Here is a 19,364-nt window from a genome sequence, read left to right on the forward strand (position 1 = left end):
CGTCGCCGCTATCCGGTATGGTCGACGGCAGCACTGAGGTCAGCCAGATCCTTCGCGTGCTTCTCAGCGAAATCGGCACGTTTGGGTTCGAGCACCCCACTCCACTCGTCCCACAGCGGCTCAGCGCATTTGACGAGGAGCTTCCCGGCCGTCTTCGCCTGCTCATCGGTCATATCATCCTTTGAAGCGGCGCCATAGACGAACTCAGCTTCCCAGCCGGCACCTGTCGACCCGTCGTCGTGGGAATTGATCTGCGCTCCGCCGGCTTCCAGACACTTGTTGATCTCCTGCTTCCGGGCGCTGTACTTCGGATCGTCGAGCACCTTGTCGAGCTCGTCCTTCCACGCGGATTGAAGGTCTTCGAAGAGCTGAGACCTCTTGGAATCCTCAGACGGCGTCTCTTCTTCGAAGCTGCCGCTGCAGTCCCATAGCACCTTGTCGTTCTCATGGATCGAAGCATGCGCATCGGGGGCACGCCGCCAGTCATAGCCAGTGTCGTTCAGCATCTTCTTCGACAGCGTCCGATGATCTGCCCAGACCGCATCTGTCATGATGGGTTCTTCAGCCCGGGGCCAGAGATCCTTGCGCCCGTTCTGCTCCAGGCACTTGCGGATGATGTCGGCTTGCCATTGATTCAGCTGTTTCACGACCCAGATTCGGTCGTAGTAGGAGTCACTGCCAGGGATCGGTGTGACCGCGCTGAGGACTCGGGAGTCAACACGTCCCTCGACGTTCTCATCGTGCTGTCCCGCGCAGCCGGCGAGAAGACACATCACGGCCGTCGCTGCGGCGAGTCCGACGACTCGCCGCAGCGACGTACCGCGTATCCGCAGACGTTCACTCAATGCAACACCTTCACAATCGCCCCATTGTTCGCCCGCACCTGATAGATCGTTCCAGGGCGAACGTTGCTGATGAGAATTTTCGTTCCCACCTTCCCGTTTCGCAACTCCAAACGAGCATCAGCGTTCCGCCAGCTGTTGCCCACCTTGTACTGCCCCCAGTAGACAGTGCTCCGGACCCGCTTGGCACGCACCTCCACGAGGTTGACATCCTTGCACTTGGTATTGGGTTTCACTCGCTGTTGCTTCAAATCGGTCGAGAATGTGTGACACTTTCCTGGCGCAGCTGTTGCCGGTGACGCGATCATTCCGACGCCCCCGAAAACCGCTATCGCTACCGCACAGGCAGCTGCACGAACCTTGACTCCGAACACCCATGTCCTCCTTATCGTACCCCGGCCATCCAGGGATCATCTGGTCTCCCTAGTTTTTCACGCTACGAACTTGTGAACATCCGACGAACGACGTATATGCCGCCTCCGCAGCTGTGCCAGGTTTCAACTGACTATGTTCAGCAAGTGCGATAGCAGGCGCTCCAATCCAAGAGGGCTGACGCTACGATGCAGTCATGGTGGTTTCTGGGGATGCCTCGAGGGAGCGGGCGGACCGCCGAACGATTCGCTTCGTTGCCGGGCCGCGCCTCATCGACCCTCCGATTCGACTCGCAAGTGTCATCGCACTGGCCATTCTCGTCCTCGACTTCCCTGTCACAGCATTCTCAACGGGCTCCGTCCTGCAGCTGCTGTCGGTCAGCGGTGTGCTCATTGCGTTCTTCCGACCGACTCTCGGTCTGACCGTCGCCGTTGCGGCCGCGGCTGTGGAGCTGCTGATCCGAGCTGACTCGGGAACACTCGTCGCGTGTGCCGTCGCGGTCGCCATTTCGCTCTCGCACTTCCATTGGAAGGCGGTCTGCACCGGTCTCTCTGCCATCGCTCTCATCAGCGCGGCGCATGTCCTCACACACAACATTCCTGCCGATGCGCTCGTGGCTGCGGAGCTTCGTTTCCTCGTCCTGGCACTTGTCTTAGGAGCCGGGGCCGGCGCAGCTCAAGCGGCGGTGAAATCGGCCATCAGCCGGGCGCGACAATCCGAGAAGCAGGCTGCAGCCGAGCGACTGGCTCTTGCAAGCGACGTCCATGACCTCGTGACCTTTCATGTCAGCCGAGAGGCGACGATCATCACCCGACTGATCGGCAGTGTCGGCGACAAGAGCGTCCGTGACGAACTCGCGATCCTGCGCCTCGTGAATCAGGATGCCCAGCGGGCACTCCGCCAGGTCGTCGCGAACACCCGCATCCGTTCACACATCCACCGATCGAGCGCTCCACTCCATGCGGCGCAGCTCGAAGCCGACCTGGCCGCTGCCTTCGAAGGATCCGACGTTGAGGCCCGCATATCCATTCAGCTGCCCGACGGTGTCGTCTCGCCTCGGACGCTTCATCATCTCGAGTGCATCCTCACCGAAGTCGCCGCCAACATCATCCGCCACAGTTCCACTGATTCCGGCACGCACGCTCAGATCACCGTCGTGCCGCTGCGCGACGGTCAGATCACGCTCGACGCACGTAACCCCTGCCGCCACGACGCTGAGACCGCGTCCCCCCACTCGCTGAATTCTCGGATCCGGCGACTCGGCGGAACCTGCGAAGCCAGCAGTGATGGCGAGACCTTCACATTCACAGCAGTCATTCCGTTCACCGTCTCTTCGGTCGGTGACGCAGGCGAGCCCTCCTCTGCACCGGCCCGTGATGCTGCGGACCGCGCCGTGGAGACTCCACACGGATCGCACGAATCGGACGGAGAGCCACACGAACTAGACGGAGAGGTCCATCAGTGATGGCACACCGAGAAGCTACAGACCCCGCAACGCCTCCACCCGATTCCGCCACGACAGTCATAGTCGTCGACGACGATGCATGGGCTGTGCGCGGAATCTCTGCGGCACTGACCGATGACGGCTTCTCCGTCGTCGGCAGCGCGTACAGCGGTCAGGAAGCAGTGGAACTCGCAGCGAAGCTGCAGCCAGACGTCGTCCTGCTCGACATCAACATGCCGCCCGGGATGAACGGAATCGACGCAACTGCGCAGATCCGCACACTCTCACCTGCGTCGACGATCGTCATCCTGACGACGTCAGCACCGGGCCCCGGAATCGCCCGAGCGCTCGAAGCTGGAGCGGCCGGCATCCTCACGAAGTCCGAACCGCCAATGGTTCTCACCCGAGCCCTGCGAATGCTGCTCGCTGATGACGACCCGCGCATCCTCAAGCGCCTCGCCGAGACCATCATCATCAGCGGTGACATGATCTCAACGGATGGCGCCCTGTCCCCGAGCCTGACGAAGACTGAGCATCGCGTGCTCCGGCTTCTGTCACAGGGCCTGAACTATGAGGCGATCGCCGCGGAGCTGACGGTCTCACCGGCAACCGTGCGCACGCACGCCCAGCACCTCCGAGAGAAGCTCCATGCCCAGAGCATCTCGCAGATCGTCTATCGCGGCGTGCAGCTGAAATTCATCAGCATCGACTGAGGCCGGTGCCACACCAGGCTTAAGTCCTGGGCTCTGCAGGGTGCTGGCTCCGCGCGACAGCGCGAGACTGGCGGCAGCGCACGGATGTGCAGACGGACCGGCGGCCCTGAGCGGATTCTGCTCAGGGCCGCCGGTCACTGGGGCGCACGCGGGGGAGGTCAGCCCCACCTGGCGGAGACGGTCAGTTCCGCCCGACGGTCAGAGGGCGAGTTCGCGCTTGACGACCTCTGCCAGCCGTTCGGCCTGACGCTGCGCGAAGTCATGCGTCTCAGCTTCGACCATGACGCGAATGACCGGCTCAGTGCCAGACGCCCGCAGCAGCACGCGGCCGGTCTTGCCGAGCTCAGCCTCGACGGCGTCCACCTCGGATGCGATGACCGGGTCGCCGGCGCGGGTCTTGTCGACGCCCTTGACGTTGATGAGGACCTGCGGCAGCCGCGGGATCTCAGCAGCCAGGTCGGCCAGCGAGCGCTTGGTCTTCGCCATGCGGGCCAGCAGGTGCAGGGCGGTCTGCACACCGTCGCCGGTGGTGCCGTAGTCGAGCATGAGCACGTGGCCGGACTGCTCACCGCCGAGGACGTAGCCGTCGGCGAGCATGCGCTCGAGGACGTAGCGGTCGCCGACTTTCGTCTGCACGGTCTTGATGCCGGCCTGCTCCATCGCCAGGTGCAGGCCGAGGTTCGACATCACGGTGGTGACAAGCGTGTCGTTGGCCAGCTGTCCGGCGTCCTTGAGGCTCAGCGCCAGGATGCCCATGATCTGGTCGCCGTCGACCTCGCGGCCGAGGGCGTCGACGGCCAGGCATCGGTCGGCGTCGCCGTCGAAGGCGACACCTGCATCAGCGGAGTGCTCCTTGACCGCGGCGATGAGCGAATCGATGTGGGTCGAGCCGACACCGTCGTTGATGTTGTAGCCGTCCGGGTCGGCGGCGGTGACGATGACGCGAGCGCCGGCCTGGCGAAGAGCAGCTGGGCCGACGACCGAGGCGGCGCCGTGGGCGCAGTCGACGACGACGGTGAGGCCGGCCAGCGGTGCACCGATGATCTCCAGTGCACCGGTGACCGGTGCGACCGGGACGTCCGGTGCGGAGCCGGCAGGCCGCTGCCCCTTGTACACGCCCATGACGAGGGATTCGACGTATTCGTCGGCAGCGGAGGGGAAGTTGCGGATGCGGCCGACGGCGTCACCGGTCGGGCGGTCCCAGTCGGTGCCGATGAGCGTTTCGATCTCGTCTTCGAGGGCGTCGGGCAGCTTCGTGCCGCCGCGGGCGAAGAACTTGATGCCGTTGTCGGGCATCGGGTTGTGGGAGGCCGAGAGCACGACGCCGAAGTCGGCGCCGGTATTCTTCACGACGTGGGCGACGCCGGGGGTCGGCAGTTCGCCGACGAGCAGCACGTCGACGCCAGCGGCGGCGATGCCGGAGGCCACGGCGTGGGTGAGGAACTCGCCGGAGGCGCGGGTGTCGCGGCCGATGACGGCGAAGGGTCGCTGGCCGTTGGCGGCCACGCCGGCACCCGAGGGTCCGGCGACGGCGGCATGCTGGCCGTTGCTGCCGCGGCGGGCGAGCACGCGGGCACCGGCTTCTGCAACCTGCAGGGCGAGGGTGGCGGTGATGTCGGCGTTGGCGAGTCCGCGCACGCCGTCAGTGCCGAAGAGTCGTGACATGGTCGTCCTTGAGGGTGGGGTGACAGGTCAGAGGGCCTGGCGGGCCCGGGGCCGAATACGCTCAGACCCCCGCACCGCACATGAGGAGCGGTTGCGGGGGTCTGAGATCTCAGCAGCATGCCGGCACAGCGGCGAAGCGCATCAGCGCTTCGAGAACTGCGGTGCCTTGCGGGCCTTCTTGAGTCCGGCCTTCTTGCGCTCCGGGACGCGGGCGTCACGGGTGAGGTAGCCGGCCTTCTTCAGTTCGCCGCGGTTGTTCTCGCGGTCGATCTGGTTGAGCGAACGGGCCACACCCAGACGCACGGCACCGGCCTGGCCGGACGGACCGCCACCGGAGATCCGCACGACGACATCGAAGCGGCCTTCGAGGTCGAGCAGGCGGAACGGCTCGTTGACGAGCTGCTGGTGCAGCTTGTTCGGGAAGTAGGTCTCCAGGTCGCGGCCGTTGATCGTCCACTGGCCGGAGCCGGGGATCAGGCGGACGCGGGCGATGGCCTGCTTGCGGCGGCCGACGCCAGACCCCGGGGCGGTCAGCGACTGTCCGCGGCCACCGGCCACAGCCTCGCCCAGACCAGCCGAAGCCGGAGTCTCAGTTGAGTATTCGGTCAGTTCGACGTCTTCGACGTCAATGTTGGTGGTATCAGCCACGGTTCTCCTCTTAAAGTCTCTGCTGCCTGGTGCTTACTGCGCAACCTGGCTGATCTCAAACTGCTGCGGGTTCTGCGAGGCGTGCGGATGCTCGCCGCCTGCGTAGACCTTCAGCTTCTTGATCTGAGCGCGACCGAGGCGGTTCTTCGGCAGCATGCCGGCAACAGCCTTCTCGACGGCGCGCTGCGGATCCTTGGCCAGCAGCTCGGAGTAGCTGGTGCTCTTGAGGCCGCCCGGGTAGCCCGAGTGGCGGTAAGCACGCTTCTGCTCCAGCTTGGCGCCGGTGAGCGCGACCTTGTCGGCGTTGATGATGATCACGAAATCACCCGAGTCGACATTCGGTGCAAAGGTCACCTTGTGCTTGCCGCGCAGCAGGCGGGCAGCCTGCGAGGCAAGACGGCCGAGAACGACATCAGTGGCGTCGATGACGTGCCACTGGCGCTGAACATCGCCGGGCTTGGGGGTGTACGTACGCAAAAGTAGCCTTCTTCTTCGTCTATTGAGTGAACAGCTCGATGGCCGCCGCTTCCACAGGTCGTGATCCAGGAAACGGCGTCCGGCTTGTCTGGCGCGCATACGTTCCCACACAGCTGACCCTCATCCCAGTGCCTGCAACGCGAATGAGGCTTCATGAGGAGCGTGTATAGACGTATACAACAACAGGCTAATCTACCGGAATCGCCGCCCCGGGCGCAAACCGGGCCCGTCTCGGGCGCAAACCAGACCCGCGCCGGCTGGCAGCAGGCCTCTCAGCAGGCGCCATGCTCCAGCCGATAAGCTGAGCGGGTGCCAGCTTCCTCAACTCCCACCCGCGCGCGAGGTGCCGCTCCGGCGAGCATCCTCACGCGCCTTCTCGTATGCCTGGGTGTCATCGCAGCCCTCGTGCTTCCCACCGCGGCACCTGCTGCCGCCGGCGAGCCGGCCAACGCCTCGGGAGCGGAGCACCCGGTCGTCTTCATCGGTGCCTCGGGCCTGTCGATGTCCGACATCAGCCCGGAGAAGACCCCGCACCTGTGGACGTTCGCCGAGCGCGCCGACATGGCCAATGTCACCGTCCGCTCCATGGTCTCGGTCACCTGCCCGGCGGCCGGCTGGCTGGCCGTCGGCTCTGGGGCGCGCATGCACGCGGTCAACATCTCCCCCTACGTCACCGGTGAACAGGCGGCTGCGGAGGCCGACGGCACCCTGAGCGAGGAGGATGAGGAGCGGGCAGCGGAGGAGCGCCGCTCGGCGTGCCCGGACCTGCGCACCCCAGAGGGCACCGGTGCGGACCTCACGGTGGAGAACTTCGACCGGATCGTGGCAGCCAATGCGCAGAACTCCTACAGCTCAGGGATCGGCCAACTGGCTGACACCGCCCGGGAGTCCGGGGTGTGCGTCGAGGCGATCGGCCCGGGGGCTGCGTGGGCGGCAGCCGATGAGTCCGGCCGCATCGACACGTGGGAGCCGGCCGGCACGAAGCCGGGCAGCTCGGCGCGCGCCCAGCAGGCCGACACTGCCGGGACCGGACTGTGCCCGCTGACCCTCATCGATGCCGGCACGATCGGCTCGGAGCGCTGGACGGCCGACGCCCCGGCCGGGGAGCACGATGAGCAGCTCGCCGCGATCGACGAGCACATCGGCGAGTACCTCGCAGGCCTCGACCTGACGACGACGACCGTGCACATCGCCGGGGTCGGCGACCTCGGCAACCCCTCCCGGCTGCGCGCCCTGCTGCGCTCCACCCCACAGGTCGCCACCGGTGATGCGTCCCCGGGGATCCTGGAGAGCTCCTCGACGCGCAAGCCGGTGCTGCAGCTGACCGACCTCACCGGGCTGCTGCTCGCCGCCGCTCCGGGCATCGACAGCGAGCTGGCCCCGAATCCTGCCCAGCTCACCCGCATCGACGCCGGTGCACCGGCAGCCGAGCGCATCGACGCGCTTGTCGGGGATGCGACCGCGGCAGCGACTGTGCATCGCAGCGCCCAGACCTTCTCGATCGTGGTGACCACCGCCTTCTACGTCCTCACCGTCGCCGTGGGCCTGCTGCTCCTGGTTCCGCTGCAGCGCTGGTGGGCCCGCCGGGCCGGAATCGCCCAGCCGGTGCTCGCCGAGCGGATCCGCACCGGCCTCGGCTGGGCCGGTCTCATCCTCGGCACCGTGCCGATGGGCTCGTTCATCGCAGCCCTCCTGCCGTGGGAGCGGATGCCCGACCCGGTCCTCGGCCTCGGCCTGGCGATCGCGGCCGGTTCCGCGCTGCTGCTGGCCACCGGCTTCGCAGGTCCCTGGCGGCGCACCTTCGCCGGACGCGTCGCCGCGATCTGCACGGTCACCGCGGTGCTGCTCGGCGTCGACGTCGCGCTGTTCGGCTCGCAGCTGCAGTACAACTCGCTCATGGGCTACAACGCGATCGTCGCCGGCCGGTTCTACGGCCTCGGCAACCAGGGCGCGGCCCTGTTCATCGTCGCCCTGTTCCTCGCTCTGGCCTTCGGTGCCCGGGCACTGGCGGCACGCACTGACCGGCGCGGGCCGCTGATCCTGTTCCTCGCAGGTCTCGGCGCGATCGCCGTCGGCACGCTCGGCAACCCGGTGTGGGGTGCGAAGTTCGGCGGCACCGTCGCCACCCTGTCCGGGCTCATGGTGCTCATCGCGCTCAGCCTCCGCGCCCGCCTGTCGCTGCTGCGGCTGGCCGGGATCGGGGCTGTCTCGCTCGGCGCGATCCTCGGTGTCGCCGCCCTCGACTACCTGCGCGCACCGGCAGCCCGCTCGCACTTCGGCAACTTCTTCGCCCAGCTGCTCAGCGGTGAGGCCTTCGAGGTCATCTCCCGCAAGCTGAGCGCGAACCTCAACATCATCGTCGTCAACCCCGGCATGGCGATCATCGTGCCGCTGGCCGCCGTCGTCATCCTTATCTTCCTCGCCTACCTGCGCCGGTTCGCCGCCACCGCGCCGCTGACCCGCCGCTTCGACGGCGTACTGCCTGAGGCCTTGGAGGATCGCTGCGTCCACGCCGGGTTCCTCGCCGTGTGCACCGGCCTGCTCGTCGGCCTCGTCATCACCGACTCCGGGGTCGCCGTACCCGGCACCGGGGCGATGATGTTCGTCCCATTCCTCCTCGCCCTCAGCGCCGATGTCCCCGCCGGCCGCACGCCCTCAACGGCGGCGACCATGCCCGAGGCGGATTCTGGACGGCAGGAGTCGGCTGGGGCCAGCGTGGCTGGGGAGGGTCGATGATCCGTCTGCGCCCAGCCCTTCTGGCGGTGCTCACCGCCGTGCTCATCGCAGCCCTCGGACTCGCCGGCCCGCTTGCGGCCTCCGCGCAGACCCAGGGCACCGGAGCGCCGGGTGCACAGGTGCCGGGCGCCCAGGCACCGGGTGCTCTGGCGCAGCCGGCCCCGGCTGCCGGTCAGTCGCAGTCCCAGCCGGTCATCTTCGTCGGTGTCTCCGGCCTCGAGCACGAGGACCTCGATCGATGGCGGACCCCGCACCTGTGGTCACTGGTGAAGAACGGATCGATCGGCACGATGACCCCGCGGTCGGTGCGCTCGACGAGCTGCCCGGCCGACGGCTGGCTGGCCGTGAGCTCCGGGCGGCGTGCTGCCGATGAGTCTGCCGCCCAGTGCCGGGCGCTGCAGCCGCCGCTGTCAGGCTGGACGGCAGACTGGGACGTCTACCAGGAGAAGGTCGCCCACGACCGCTATGACGCTGACCTCGGTGCGCTGGCCGCAGCCGTCCCCGATCTCCATGCGATCGGCCCGGGAGCAGCGATCGCCGCAGCTGAATCCGATGGCCGGGTGCGCTCCTACGAGAGCCTCGACGCCGACCTCGGCGAACAGGTGCGCACAGCAGCCGAGCACCATCCGCTCGTGCTCATCGACCTGGGCAATGTGCGCACCCCCGGCTACTCGATCACCGAACTCGACGACCACCTCGGCGACATCCTCGCAGCCTACGACGAACACGCCGCAGGCGGTGCAGACAGCGCGCAGCCGCTGCTCATGGTCGCCTCGATCGCCGACGGCTGGACTGAGTCCTCCAGCATGCAGTTCGCTGCGATCCAGCGGCCCGGTGAGCAGGCGGGCATCCTCACCTCCCCGTCGACCAAGCAGCCGGGTCTCATCCAGACGACGGACATCATGCCGACCCTCGTGCGCGCGACCGGCGCGCAGACGGATGCGAACCTCGCCGGCGCCCCGATCACCACCGCCTCGGCGCCGGCCAGTGCTGGGGATCGCTACCAGCTCATGCTCGACCGGCAGGTCGCGGTCGCCACACAGGCGGCGATGTCGGTGTGGTTCTATCCCGTCTTCGCCGGGCTCATGGCCGCACTGCTCGCGGTTGCCGCGCTCGTCGGCCGGCGCGCCTGGTCCCGGGTCATCAATCCGCTGCGCGTCGGCGGGCTGTTCTTCGCCGCGATCCCGGTCTCAACCTACCTCGTCAACGCCATCCCGTGGGAGCGTTCGACGAGCCCGGATGTTGCGATGCTCGCAGCCTTGGCCGGGTGGGCGCTGGCGCTGACGCTGGCCGGACTGCTCGGGCCGTGGAAGCGCTTCACGCTCGGACCGCTCACCTTCGTCGCCGTCGCCACCGTGCTCATCCTCGCCGGTGATGTCATCACCGGTTCGCACCTGCAGATGTCGACGCTGCTCGGGGAGCCGCTGCTCATCGCCTCCCGGTTCTACGGCATCGGCAATTCGGCTCTCGCGCTGTTCCTCACAGCGCTCGTCTTCGCGCTCGTCACCGCCTGTTCGCTCATCACCGGCCGGTGGATGCGCATGAGCGTCGTCCTCGTGACGATGGTGCTCGCCTGCCTGCTGCTGGCCACCCCCGGACTCGGCACGAAGTTCGGCTCCGTGCCGGCGCTCGTCGTCGGCCTGGGCGTGCTGGCGCTGGCGGCTGCCGAGATCCGGGCCTCGATCAAGCGGCTGGCGCTCATCGTCGGCACGACGGCCGGCATCATGATCGCCGTTCTCGTCATCGACTGGCTGCGCCCGGCCGATGACCGCACCCATTTCGGCCGGTTCTTCGCCTCGATCATCAGCGGTGAGGCCGGCGCGGTGCTCATGCGCAAGATCGGCATGAACATCGACATCCTCACCCAATCGTGGATGACGCTGCTGCTGCCGCTCATCATCGCTGCGGTGTTCTGGGCGGCGATCGCTCCGGGCCGGTTCCGCATCCCGGCGCTGCCCCGGCTCTACGCCCGGTTCCCGCATCTGCGCATGGGCATGATCTCCTTGGCGGTGCTGCTCGGCGTCGGTACCGTCGTCAACGACTCCGGCATCATCGTCCCGGCTGTTGGGCTGCTGTTCCTCATTCCGGCACTCGCCCATCTCGTCGGACGGCAGGCAGCCGAATGCCAGCTCGCAGACCGCGCCTCGCACCCGGTGGCCGCAGCACCGGAGACGCCGCGGCGGTGACGCCGGCCCAGCAGGCTGCGGCGGTGACGCCGGCCCAGCAGGCTGCGGCGGTGACGCCGGCGCAGCAGGCTGCGGCCCGTCACGCTGGTTCCACCAGACGCGGCCAGGCGCTCACGCCGCTGCCTCTCCGCTCCCCTGGACTGCTGACGCGATCGGCCCGCCTGCCGGTTCCCGGGGATTCCGGGTTCCGGCAGGCGGGCCGATGCTGGTGGCCGCAGCCGATCAGCGGTTCAGCTGACCGGTCTCACCTTCTGCTCAGAGCTGTGAGCGGCGGCGCACGGCGTAGACCGAGGCTGCACCTGCACCGATGAGTGCCAGTGCGACACCGAGGGCGGTGGCGAGTTCGGCACCGGTGCGCGGCAGCCGGCCCTTGTCGTCCTTGCCCTTGCCGTCCTTGTCCTTGTCCTTGCCGTTGTCGTCCTTGTCCTTGCCGTCATCGGACGGGTCGTCGGAGGGCTCATCACTCGGATCGTCAGACGGGTCATCGCTGGGGCCGTCAGACGGGTCATCGGACGGGTCATCCGAGGGGTCCTCTTCGGGCACCGTGACAGCTGCCTCGACCTCATGGATGAGCGGCATCGGGTTGTCATCCCAGAACGCGTGCTTCGGATCAGCTGTCAGGTTTACGGTGAACGGGTACTCACCGGGCTTGGTGCCCTCCGGTGCCGTGATGGTGAAGGGGTACTCCGAGTCCCCGGCGGGAATCTCGTCGATCCGTGCACCGGCTGCCTGCTGTGCGCCTTCCTCCGCACCCGCAGCGCCCTCGGCGGCGTGCTCACCGTAGTCGACGGTGAAGCCCTCAGGCAGATCCTTGACCTCGAAGACGACCGGACCGGTGACCTTCTCCTTGGCCTTGAGAGCGACCGCGAAGTTCATCGGCTCGTCCTCGCTGCCCTTGAGCGTCGCTTCGACGGTGCCGTTGCTGATGACGTCGAGCGCGGCGTCAGCCTGACGCTCCTTCTTGTCCGGGCTGACCGGCGTGTTCTCCTCGAAGTACTTCTGCCAGATCTCGAAATCGGTCATGCCCGACTGCTCGAAGGTTCCCTTGGCGAAGGACTCGAAGTTGTCACCACCGGCTGCCAGGAACGACAGCGTCGCGACCTTGTACTCCTTGCTCTCGTCAATCTGCTCGCCGTTGACGGTCACCGACTCGACGCGCTTGCCGGCTTCAGCCTCGGAGTTGTAGACGACGTTGAGCTCCTTGGAGATGCCCAGGTGCAGGAACGGGCGCGAGGCGCCCTCAGGCTGCCACTGCTCCTCGAACAGCGCGATGACATCGGCGCCCTTGAGCGTGACGACACCGTGGTCATTGGCGAAGGGCAGCACGCCGTTGAGCTCGGCGACGGTGACTTCGCACTTCTCTTCGGTGTTGTAGATGTCATCGCACTTGAGGTCGGTGCGCAGACCGCCGGGGTTGGTGATGCCGAAGTCGGCTTCCCCGAGCTGGGTGTAGGACGCGCCCTCCTTGAGGGCATCGGCGACGAGGTTGCCCAGCGTCGATTCAGCTCCGCGGTCCTCCTTGCCGTCCTTCTCAGCCCGGGTGATGTCCTCGGTGATCTTCCCGACGACCTCCGAGCCCTTTTCCTTGGCGACCTCTTCGGCATCGGCGATGACCTTCTTGGCCTTCGTCACCCGCTCGGAGTCGTAGTCCACGCCCTTGGTCGGCAGCACCTCGTTGGTGTCCACGCTCCAGCTGCCGTCGCCTTCGGAGGTGAGGATGAGCTTCGAGACGGCCTTGGCGTAGTGATCCGCCTGGATGACCGGACGGGTGCGGTCGGTGCCGGGCACCGGCGCTTCGAGGGTCATCGGCTTGTGCGAGTGGCCGAAGTACAGCGCGTCGATCGAGGCGTCGGCCTTGTCGACGAGGGTGGCAAACTCCTTGTTCGACGCACGCGCGCTGTCGATCGTATCGGTCTCCTCGGGGCCGAGGTGGGCCTGCACGATCGTGAGATCCGGCTTCTGCCCCTCAGGAAGCGCTTCGAGACGCTCGGCTTCGGTGTTGACGGCTTCGGTGGCGTCACCGAAATCGAGGTCTGCGATGCCGTCGGGTGCGACGAGGCTGGCGGTGTCCTGAGTGACGACACCGATGACGGCGATCTTCACGCCGTCGACCTCGTACTGGTGGCTGGCCGGCAGCTCCTCGAAGTGCTCCTTGGTGCCGTCCTTGTAGACGTTCGCGCCGAGGGTCGGGAAGTCGCTGCGCGGCACAACCCGGTTGCGCAGGTCGTCGAGCCCGCGGTCGAACTCGTGGTTGCCGACGGCTGAGGCGTCGAGGTCCAGCGCGTTGAGGTAGTCGATCGTCGGAGCGTCGTCCTGGGCAGAGGAGGTGTAGATCGATGCGCCGATGTTGTCGCCGGCTGACAGCAGCGTCGTAGCTGCCTCACCGCCGTCGAAGGCAGCGCGCTCACGCTCGATGACCGAAGCGGTGCCGATTCCATCACCGTTGAGGCGACCGTGGAAATCGGCGATGCCCAGGATCTGGATCTTCTTGCCTTCCTCGACATCAGCCATGGCCGGGAGGGCGCCGAGCGGCACCACCAGACCGGCAGCGGCAGTTGCGCCGATGAGCAAGCGGGGCAGGGATGAAGCCATTATCGTCCTTCGTCAGGTACCTGATTCGTCTCCGCGCCGGGCCCGCTCAGGGCCGGAGGCGCACTGTCCCAGCCTGCCGTCTGCCGATTGCGTGCCGGCGAACTGAAGCTGAACGCGCTGTGAAACACCCAGGTTCTACACATGGTCCAGGAATCACTCTTTCATAGACCTGGGCCGGCTGTAACCCCTCTCACACAGATGCGCCGGGTGATGAGTCGGCACCCGGATCGGAGTCGCGGCGGGCGCGGGTGCGCTCAGCGCGGGCCCGCCACTCCCGAGGCGGCGGGTACTCGACGTGCTCCATCACCAAGCCGTGGGCGGGGGTGACGAACATCGGGCCGAGGTCAGTGCTTCCCGCCTCGGCGCGGGCGATGAGCTCGGCCGGCCGGGTGGCCGGCCAGGCGCCGGCGCCGACCTTCATAAGCCCGCCGACGAGCGCTCGGACCATGTGGTGGCAGAAGGCGTCAGCGCGCAGGTCGATGACGATGATGCCCTCAGCATCGCGGGTGACGTTGCACTCCAGCAGCGTGCGGATCGTCGTCGACTCCGGGCGCGGTTTGCAGAAGGGCAGAAAGTCATGCAGCCCGAGGATCTCCTGCGCGGCAGCATGCATGCGCTCGGCATCGAGGCGCTCCTTCGACACGGTTGTGTGCGGCGCCGTGAGCGGGTCGAGGAAGGCAGCCGGGTCGGCGATCCGGTAGGTGTAGCGGCGGGAGACGGCGGCGAACCGGGCGTCGAAGGCAGCATCCACCTCGGCGGCGGCGTGGATGGCGATGTCATCGGCACCCAGATGGCGCAGCGCCCCGCGCAGCCGAGCGGCCAGCGCCTCACCAGCGCTGCGCGCGGAGCGGCCGATGAGCTTCGCGGCGATCGCCGGGGTGATGTCGAGGTGGACGACCTGCCGGCGGGCGTGCACCCCGGCATCGGTGCGGCCGGCGACGACCGTGCGGATGGGGGTGCCGCAGATCGTCTCCAGGGCCTGTTCGAGCAGCCCCTGCACGGTGCGGGCGTCCGGCTGCCGGGCCCAGCCGTGGAAGTCGGTGCCCCGGTAGCCGAGGTCGAGGCGGATGCGCTGCTGCGCCTCGGGAACCGGCTCAGCCGCCTCGGCCGCTGACCCGGCAGCCGGCTCCGCCACCCCCGTCACCGGCCCGCGCTCAGCCGCCTCGGTCACCGGCCCTCGCTCAGCGGGCCGGGACGGTAGCCGGTGTCGATGCCCGGGACCACATCGAAGGAGTCGGTGTCGGGATCGAAGTCGAGCTCGCTGTAGGGCAGCGGCTTGCAGTCGGGGAAGCGGCGCGGCATGAGCACCGGCAGCGGCCCGCGGCGACGCCGCTTGTAGCGGGCGGTGTTGGCGTTGAAGTAGCGGGAGGTCGCGGCGATGCGCGATTCGACCACGCACATCTGGATGAACAGCGCCCGGGCGATGTACTCGGCATCCGAGGCCGATTCGGCCGGCGAGAGCTGCTGCTCGCCGAACACCTGATGCAGCTGCATGAGCGCCACGGTGAGCTGCTCTTCGGCCGCGCCCACCGCCTCGGGCTCGGTTGCCTTCCGGGCGGCGGCGAAGGCGTCGCCCACGGCCTCGATCTGCGGCTTCATCTCCGGATGCTCCGCGACCAGCAGGGCGCAGGATTCGAGGAAGGACGGGATGAGGGTGTGGCGTTCGGCGATCGCGGCGGTGAGCTGGCGGCGGCTCTCCTGGCACAGATCGCGGGCGAGGCTGAGCTGATTGAAGCGGATGACGGCGATGACGGCAGCGGCGCAGACGAGCACGCCCAGCGGCGCGATCACCCACCACAGCAGCGTCGGCATCATGCTCCTCTCTTCAGGCCGCGACGAACGTACCGGCGCATCCTTCCCGCCGGGCCTCTGAGCGCGCCGGCAGATACGGCGCCGCCAACAGTTTACCCCCTGTTCGCCTTGTCGAACGGGCTTCGCCGGGTGTTGCCCGACATGTCACGTCGTGGCCGCACTTCTGTCACGCGCCCCCGGTGAACTGAAGAGTATGCGCGTCGCAATCCTGGCTGAATCATTTCTCCCGCACATGAATGGGGTGACGCACTCGCTGCTGCGCGTGCTCGATCACCTCGCCGACCGCGGTGATGATGTCCTCGTCATCGCCCCCGGCAGCAAACGAGACAAGCCCGATGAGGTGGCCGGCGCTCCGATCGTGCGCGTGCCGTCCTTCGCCCTCCCGAAGTACCGCCGCGTGCGCGTGGCCCCCGGCGGTGTCGCCCGCATCCGGCGGCTGCTGGCGGAGTTCGAACCCGATGTCGTGCATCTGGCCTCGCCGTTCGTGCTCGGCTGGCGCGGGGTGCTCGCCTGCCAGGATCTGGGGCTGCCCTCGGTGGCGGTCTATCAGACGGAGGTGCCGGCCTATGCCGCGCGCTACGGCATGCACGGGCTGGAGCAGATGCTGTGGAACCATGTGCGCAACATCCACCAGCACGCTTCGCTCACCCTCGTGCCCTCCAGCTATGCCGCCCGGCAGCTGACCTCCTGCGGTGTCGGCACGGTGCGCACCTGGGCGCGCGGTGTCGATGCCACCCGCTTCGACCCGACCCGCCGCAGCGACGCCTGGCGCCGTTCGGTCGCGCCCAATGGCGAGAAGATCATCGGCTTCGTCGGCCGCCTCGCCCCGGAGAAGCAGGTCGACGACCTCGCGATGATCGCCGACGACCCCTCCCTCAAGCTCGTCATCGTCGGCGAGGGCCCGCAGAAGAAGCGCCTGCAGCAGGTGCTGCCCAAGGCCCACTTCACCGGCTTCCTCGGCGGCGATGCTCTCGCCCAGGCGGTCGCGAGCTTCGATGTCATGGTCGCCCCCGGTGAGCTGGAGACCTTCTGCCAGACGATCCAGGAGGCGATGGCCTCGGCCGTGCCGGTCGTCGCCCCGGCTCGCGGTGGCCCGCTCGACCTCGTCGACTCCTCCCGCACCGGCTGGCTCTACGAGCCCGGCGATCTGGCTGCGCTGCGCGGCCACGTCAGGGATCTCGCCGGCGATGAGGCCAAGCGGCGGGCCTTCGGGCAGACGGCCCGCGAGACCGTGCTCGGCCGGTCGTGGAAGTCGGTGTGCTCCCAGCTCATCGGCCATTACGCAGCCGCGATCGAGAAGCCGGCCCCGCAGGTCATCGGCCGCTCCGGTGTGGGCGTGCCGCGCTGGGCGCAGGACCGCGTGAGCTGATCGCCCGCCTGCTCAGGCAGGCTCCGCTCCCGAGGTGTGGGTGCTGCGCCCGACGTGGGAGTACCGTTCCCGAGGTGTGGGTGCCGTTCCCGAGGCGGGAGCGCTGTGCCCGAGGTGTGGGTTCAGTCGCCGAGTCCGCGGGCATCGAGCGCCCGGCCGGTGTCGTGCGCGAACTTCACGGCGCCGAGCACTGCGGTCACTGAGCGCGCCCGGATGCTGCGCTCCAGTCCGCGGGCGCGCGCCGCATCGGCACCCTGGCCGATGAGCTGGGCCATGAAGGGGATCGACCGCACGGTCAGCGCGGCGGTGAGGGCGACGCGCTCGGCATCGATGCCGATCAAGCGCACCGGGCGCACGAGCACGGCGAAGGCCTCCAGCAGCTGACCGATGGTCGAAGTGAGCATCAGCAGCCCGGCCGCCTGCACGCAGACGATGAGCTTGGTGATCATGACGACCGCGGCGGCCGTGCCGGTGAAGATGAGGTGGACGGCGATGATGAGGGCGACGATGAGCCAGATCGCTCCCAGCGGCGAGAGCACCTGGCGCAGCCGCAGCCGCGAGCTCAGCCCGCAGACGACGAGCACCGTGAAGACCCCAGCGTCGAAGAGCGGGCTGCGCAGCACCAACACGACGATGCTCATCGCCGCGACCACCCCGAGTTTGAGCAGCACCGGCGTGCGGTGCAGCCAGCCATCGGCGGGCACATAGGTGCCGAAGAACCGCGTCTGCCGCTTCACGCCTGCCTCTCCCCTGCCGCGCCGCGCCGGCTGCTGTCGCCAGGCTGCGCGCTGCCACGCTGCGAGCCGCCAGGCTGCGAGCCGCCACCGGGGTGGTGGCGGGCGTAGGCCACGGCCTCGGCGATGCGCTGCCGGTAGGCGGCCACCGCCTCGGGCGGGGCGGAGTCTGCGACGATCCGGCCCTCGTCCAGGACGAGCGTGCGCTCAGCGTCGCCGGCGAAGTCGAGATCGTGGGTCGAGGCGATGATCTGCACGCCGCGGCGGGCGGCGAGGTCGTCGAGGGTGGCGCGCAGCAGCTCGCAGTTCGCCAGATCGAGCAGTGTGGTCGGCTCGTCGAGGATGAGGACACTCGGGGAGACGGCGAGCACGCTGGCTAGGGCGACGAGCTGGCGCTGGCCGGAGGACAGCTCGTAGATGGAGCGCTCCGCCAGGTCGGCGACGCCGAACTCCGCCAGTGACTCCAGCGCTGCCTGGCGGCGGGCGCGGCGGTCGCGGATGCGGCGTTTGAGGGAGAGCTCGACGTCCTCGACGGGGGTGGGCATGACGAGCTGGGCGGCCGGATCGGAGAACACGAAGCCCACCTGCCGACGCACGGCGGCGCCGTCGCGGACGGTGTCGAGCTCGCCGAGGCGCACGCGGCCGGTGCTCGGCGCAGTGAGCCCGTTGATGAGCTGCAGCAGCGTCGACTTGCACGAGCCGTTGGCGCCGATGATGCTGATGCGCTGCTGCGTGAGGCTGAGATTGAGTTCGCAGAGCAGCGTGCGGGTGCGCAGCCGGCTCGTCGCCGGATCCATGTCCTCGACGGAGACGGAGGCGCCTTCGAACACGATCGCCTGCCGCGGTTGGCCGTCGGCGCGGCCGGTGGGGTCGGTGCGGCCGGTGGGGTCGGGAGCGGGGCCCGGCACATGGCCGGGCCCCGATGCGCTCTGCGGGGTGAAGCTCACGCGTTCAGCGTCTCACAAGAATCGTGGGGAAGGCGCGGTGGATGAGCAGCGCCAGCGAAGCGGCGACGAGGTTCTTGACGACATCGCCGGGCCAGAACGGCAGATCGGCGAGGAAGGCAGCCGAGAGCGGGATGCCGGCGTTGACCGAGATGCCGAGGATGCCGAGCGGGTGGATGCTGAGGAAGCTGGCGAGCAGTCCGCCGCCGAAGAGCACCGCCCACAGCTTTCCGCCGGTCAGCCGCTTGACCGCCCAGCCGGCGACGACACCGGCGAGGAGGGCGAAGATCGGGAAGGCGATGAGGTATCCGGCAGTCGGGCCGGCGAGCACGCCGAGGCCGCCGGAGAAGCCGGCGAAGATCGGCAGGCCGATGAGTCCGAGCACCACGTACAGCAGCGCGGCGAGGAAGCCGCGCAGCGGGCCGAGCGTCAGGCCGGTCAGCCCGATGACGAGCGTCTGCAGGGTGATCGGCACGCCGAGGCTGCCGACCGGGATCGGCGGAGTCATCGCGAAGCCTGCGATGAGAGCGGCGAACACGGCGATGAGAGCGATGTCCGTCGAGGTGAACCGGCTGGCGGTGCGCCCGGTGGCCGGGGCCGGGTGTGCGCCGGCGGAGGCCGGCTGCTCGGTGGTGCTGGCAGAAGCAGAAGAGGTCATGAAAACTCCAGTCAGGTCGCAGTGCGGAGATGCACTTCGAACACCTTAACTGAACACCGTTCAATTGTGTGCATGGGGTACAGCTGAAGCAGCTGTCAGCTGGCGGCGCAGCACATGTGCCGGAGGCGCTTCACGGCCCTCCGGCGGCCGGGGCACACCCCGCCTCGGGCCG

General features: G+C 68.1%; 16 protein-coding genes. 5 read left to right on the forward strand and 11 right to left on the reverse strand.

Annotated elements, in window-relative coordinates:
- Window positions 1-8 precede the first annotated feature (8 nt).
- Window positions 9-845 (reverse strand): hypothetical protein, encoded by an 837-nt coding sequence (locus ACFFN1_RS05605; protein ID WP_376839417.1) that lies wholly within the window; start codon window positions 843-845, stop codon window positions 9-11.
- Complete coding sequence (locus ACFFN1_RS05610) at window positions 842-1,216, reverse strand: hypothetical protein (protein WP_376839419.1); 375 nt, start codon at window positions 1,214-1,216, stop codon at window positions 842-844. Before ACFFN1_RS05610 ends, ACFFN1_RS05605 begins: the two co-directional genes overlap by 4 nt.
- A 194-nt stretch (window positions 1,217-1,410) precedes the next feature.
- Here ACFFN1_RS05610 and ACFFN1_RS05615 point away from each other — a divergent pair, with 194 nt between their 5' ends.
- Both ACFFN1_RS05615 and ACFFN1_RS05620 read left to right on the forward strand, forming a co-directional pair.
- Complete coding sequence (locus ACFFN1_RS05615; protein ID WP_376839421.1) at window positions 1,411-2,679, forward strand: sensor histidine kinase; 1,269 nt, start codon at window positions 1,411-1,413, stop codon at window positions 2,677-2,679.
- Window positions 2,679-3,371 carry a response regulator gene (locus tag ACFFN1_RS05620; RefSeq protein ID WP_376839423.1) on the forward strand — a complete coding sequence of 231 codons (693 nt, stop codon included), beginning with the start codon at window positions 2,679-2,681 and terminating at the stop codon, window positions 3,369-3,371. The genes ACFFN1_RS05615 and ACFFN1_RS05620 overlap by 1 nt, the downstream gene beginning before the upstream one ends.
- 198 nt (window positions 3,372-3,569) lie before the next feature.
- On the opposite strand, the gene ACFFN1_RS05625 is transcribed toward ACFFN1_RS05620, so the two are convergent.
- From ACFFN1_RS05625 to rplM, 3 genes are all read right to left on the reverse strand, one after another.
- Window positions 3,570-5,036: a phosphoglucosamine mutase gene (locus ACFFN1_RS05625; protein ID WP_376839425.1), complete on the reverse strand. Its 1,467-nt coding sequence runs from the start codon at window positions 5,034-5,036 to the stop codon at window positions 3,570-3,572.
- Between the two features lie 141 nt (window positions 5,037-5,177).
- Complete coding sequence (gene rpsI, locus ACFFN1_RS05630; RefSeq protein ID WP_376839427.1) at window positions 5,178-5,684, reverse strand: 30S ribosomal protein S9; 507 nt, start codon at window positions 5,682-5,684, stop codon at window positions 5,178-5,180.
- 33 nt (window positions 5,685-5,717) lie between these two features.
- Window positions 5,718-6,161, reverse strand: a complete 444-nt coding sequence (gene rplM / locus ACFFN1_RS05635; RefSeq protein WP_376839472.1) for a 50S ribosomal protein L13 — start codon at window positions 6,159-6,161, stop codon at window positions 5,718-5,720.
- Window positions 6,162-6,470: 309 nt separating this feature from the next.
- Here rplM and ACFFN1_RS05640 point away from each other — a divergent pair, with 309 nt between their 5' ends.
- Together ACFFN1_RS05640 and ACFFN1_RS05645 are read left to right on the forward strand one after the other, a co-directional pair.
- Window positions 6,471-8,897, forward strand: a complete 2,427-nt coding sequence (locus tag ACFFN1_RS05640) for a hypothetical protein (protein WP_376839429.1) — start codon at window positions 6,471-6,473, stop codon at window positions 8,895-8,897.
- Window positions 8,894-11,083, forward strand: coding sequence for a hypothetical protein (locus ACFFN1_RS05645; RefSeq protein WP_376839431.1), 2,190 nt, complete (start codon window positions 8,894-8,896; stop codon window positions 11,081-11,083). The genes ACFFN1_RS05640 and ACFFN1_RS05645 overlap by 4 nt, the downstream gene beginning before the upstream one ends.
- Window positions 11,084-11,338: 255 nt before the next feature.
- On the opposite strand, the gene ACFFN1_RS05650 is transcribed toward ACFFN1_RS05645, so the two are convergent.
- The 3 genes from ACFFN1_RS05650 to ACFFN1_RS05660 all read right to left on the reverse strand — a co-directional run bounded on the left by ACFFN1_RS05650 (window position 11,339) and on the right by ACFFN1_RS05660 (window position 15,490).
- Entirely contained in the window at window positions 11,339-13,675 is a 2,337-nt protein-coding gene (locus tag ACFFN1_RS05650) for a bifunctional metallophosphatase/5'-nucleotidase (RefSeq protein ID WP_376839432.1), read from the reverse strand.
- Window positions 13,676-13,865: 190 nt separating this feature from the next.
- Window positions 13,866-14,846 (reverse strand): tRNA pseudouridine(38-40) synthase TruA, encoded by a 981-nt coding sequence (gene truA, locus ACFFN1_RS05655; protein WP_376839434.1) that lies wholly within the window; start codon window positions 14,844-14,846, stop codon window positions 13,866-13,868.
- Window positions 14,843-15,490 (reverse strand): hypothetical protein, encoded by a 648-nt coding sequence (locus ACFFN1_RS05660; RefSeq protein ID WP_376839436.1) that lies wholly within the window; start codon window positions 15,488-15,490, stop codon window positions 14,843-14,845. The genes truA and ACFFN1_RS05660 overlap by 4 nt, the downstream gene beginning before the upstream one ends.
- A gap of 190 nt (window positions 15,491-15,680) precedes the next feature.
- On the opposite strand from ACFFN1_RS05660, the gene ACFFN1_RS05665 reads away from it, so the two are divergent.
- Window positions 15,681-16,856, forward strand: a complete 1,176-nt coding sequence (locus tag ACFFN1_RS05665) for a glycosyltransferase family 4 protein (protein ID WP_376839437.1) — start codon at window positions 15,681-15,683, stop codon at window positions 16,854-16,856.
- Between the two features lie 122 nt (window positions 16,857-16,978).
- Here ACFFN1_RS05665 and ACFFN1_RS05670 read toward each other — a convergent pair whose 3' ends face one another.
- The 3 genes from ACFFN1_RS05670 to ACFFN1_RS05680 are packed head-to-tail and all read right to left on the reverse strand — an operon-like array spanning window position 16,979 to window position 19,192.
- A complete protein-coding gene (locus ACFFN1_RS05670) occupies window positions 16,979-17,593 on the reverse strand; it encodes an energy-coupling factor transporter transmembrane component T family protein (RefSeq protein WP_376839438.1) in 615 nt (204 codons plus the stop codon).
- Entirely contained in the window at window positions 17,590-18,537 is a 948-nt protein-coding gene (locus ACFFN1_RS05675) for an energy-coupling factor ABC transporter ATP-binding protein (RefSeq protein WP_376839440.1), read from the reverse strand. The genes ACFFN1_RS05670 and ACFFN1_RS05675 overlap by 4 nt, the downstream gene beginning before the upstream one ends.
- Before the next feature lie 4 nt (window positions 18,538-18,541).
- Window positions 18,542-19,192: a biotin transporter BioY gene (locus ACFFN1_RS05680; protein WP_376839442.1), complete on the reverse strand. Its 651-nt coding sequence runs from the start codon at window positions 19,190-19,192 to the stop codon at window positions 18,542-18,544.
- Window positions 19,193-19,364: the final 172 nt, after the last annotated feature.

It is taken from the genome of Brevibacterium otitidis (genome assembly GCF_042429315.1).
Lineage (GTDB): Bacteria > Actinomycetota > Actinomycetes > Actinomycetales > Brevibacteriaceae > Brevibacterium > Brevibacterium otitidis.

Coding starts and splice junctions, on each gene's coding strand:
- ACFFN1_RS05625 (WP_376839425.1), bottom strand. CDS start 5,036: ATGTCACGACTCTTCGGCACTGACGGCGTGCGCGGACTCGCCAACGCC.
- ACFFN1_RS05615 (WP_376839421.1), top strand. CDS start 1,411: ATGGTGGTTTCTGGGGATGCCTCGAGGGAGCGGGCGGACCGCCGAACG.
- ACFFN1_RS05665 (WP_376839437.1), top strand. CDS start 15,681: ATGCGCGTCGCAATCCTGGCTGAATCATTTCTCCCGCACATGAATGGG.
- ACFFN1_RS05645 (WP_376839431.1), top strand. CDS start 8,894: ATGATCCGTCTGCGCCCAGCCCTTCTGGCGGTGCTCACCGCCGTGCTC.
- ACFFN1_RS05680 (WP_376839442.1), bottom strand. CDS start 19,192: ATGACCTCTTCTGCTTCTGCCAGCACCACCGAGCAGCCGGCCTCCGCC.
- ACFFN1_RS05660 (WP_376839436.1), bottom strand. CDS start 15,490: ATGATGCCGACGCTGCTGTGGTGGGTGATCGCGCCGCTGGGCGTGCTC.
- ACFFN1_RS05620 (WP_376839423.1), top strand. CDS start 2,679: ATGGCACACCGAGAAGCTACAGACCCCGCAACGCCTCCACCCGATTCC.
- ACFFN1_RS05650 (WP_376839432.1), bottom strand. CDS start 13,675: ATGGCTTCATCCCTGCCCCGCTTGCTCATCGGCGCAACTGCCGCTGCC.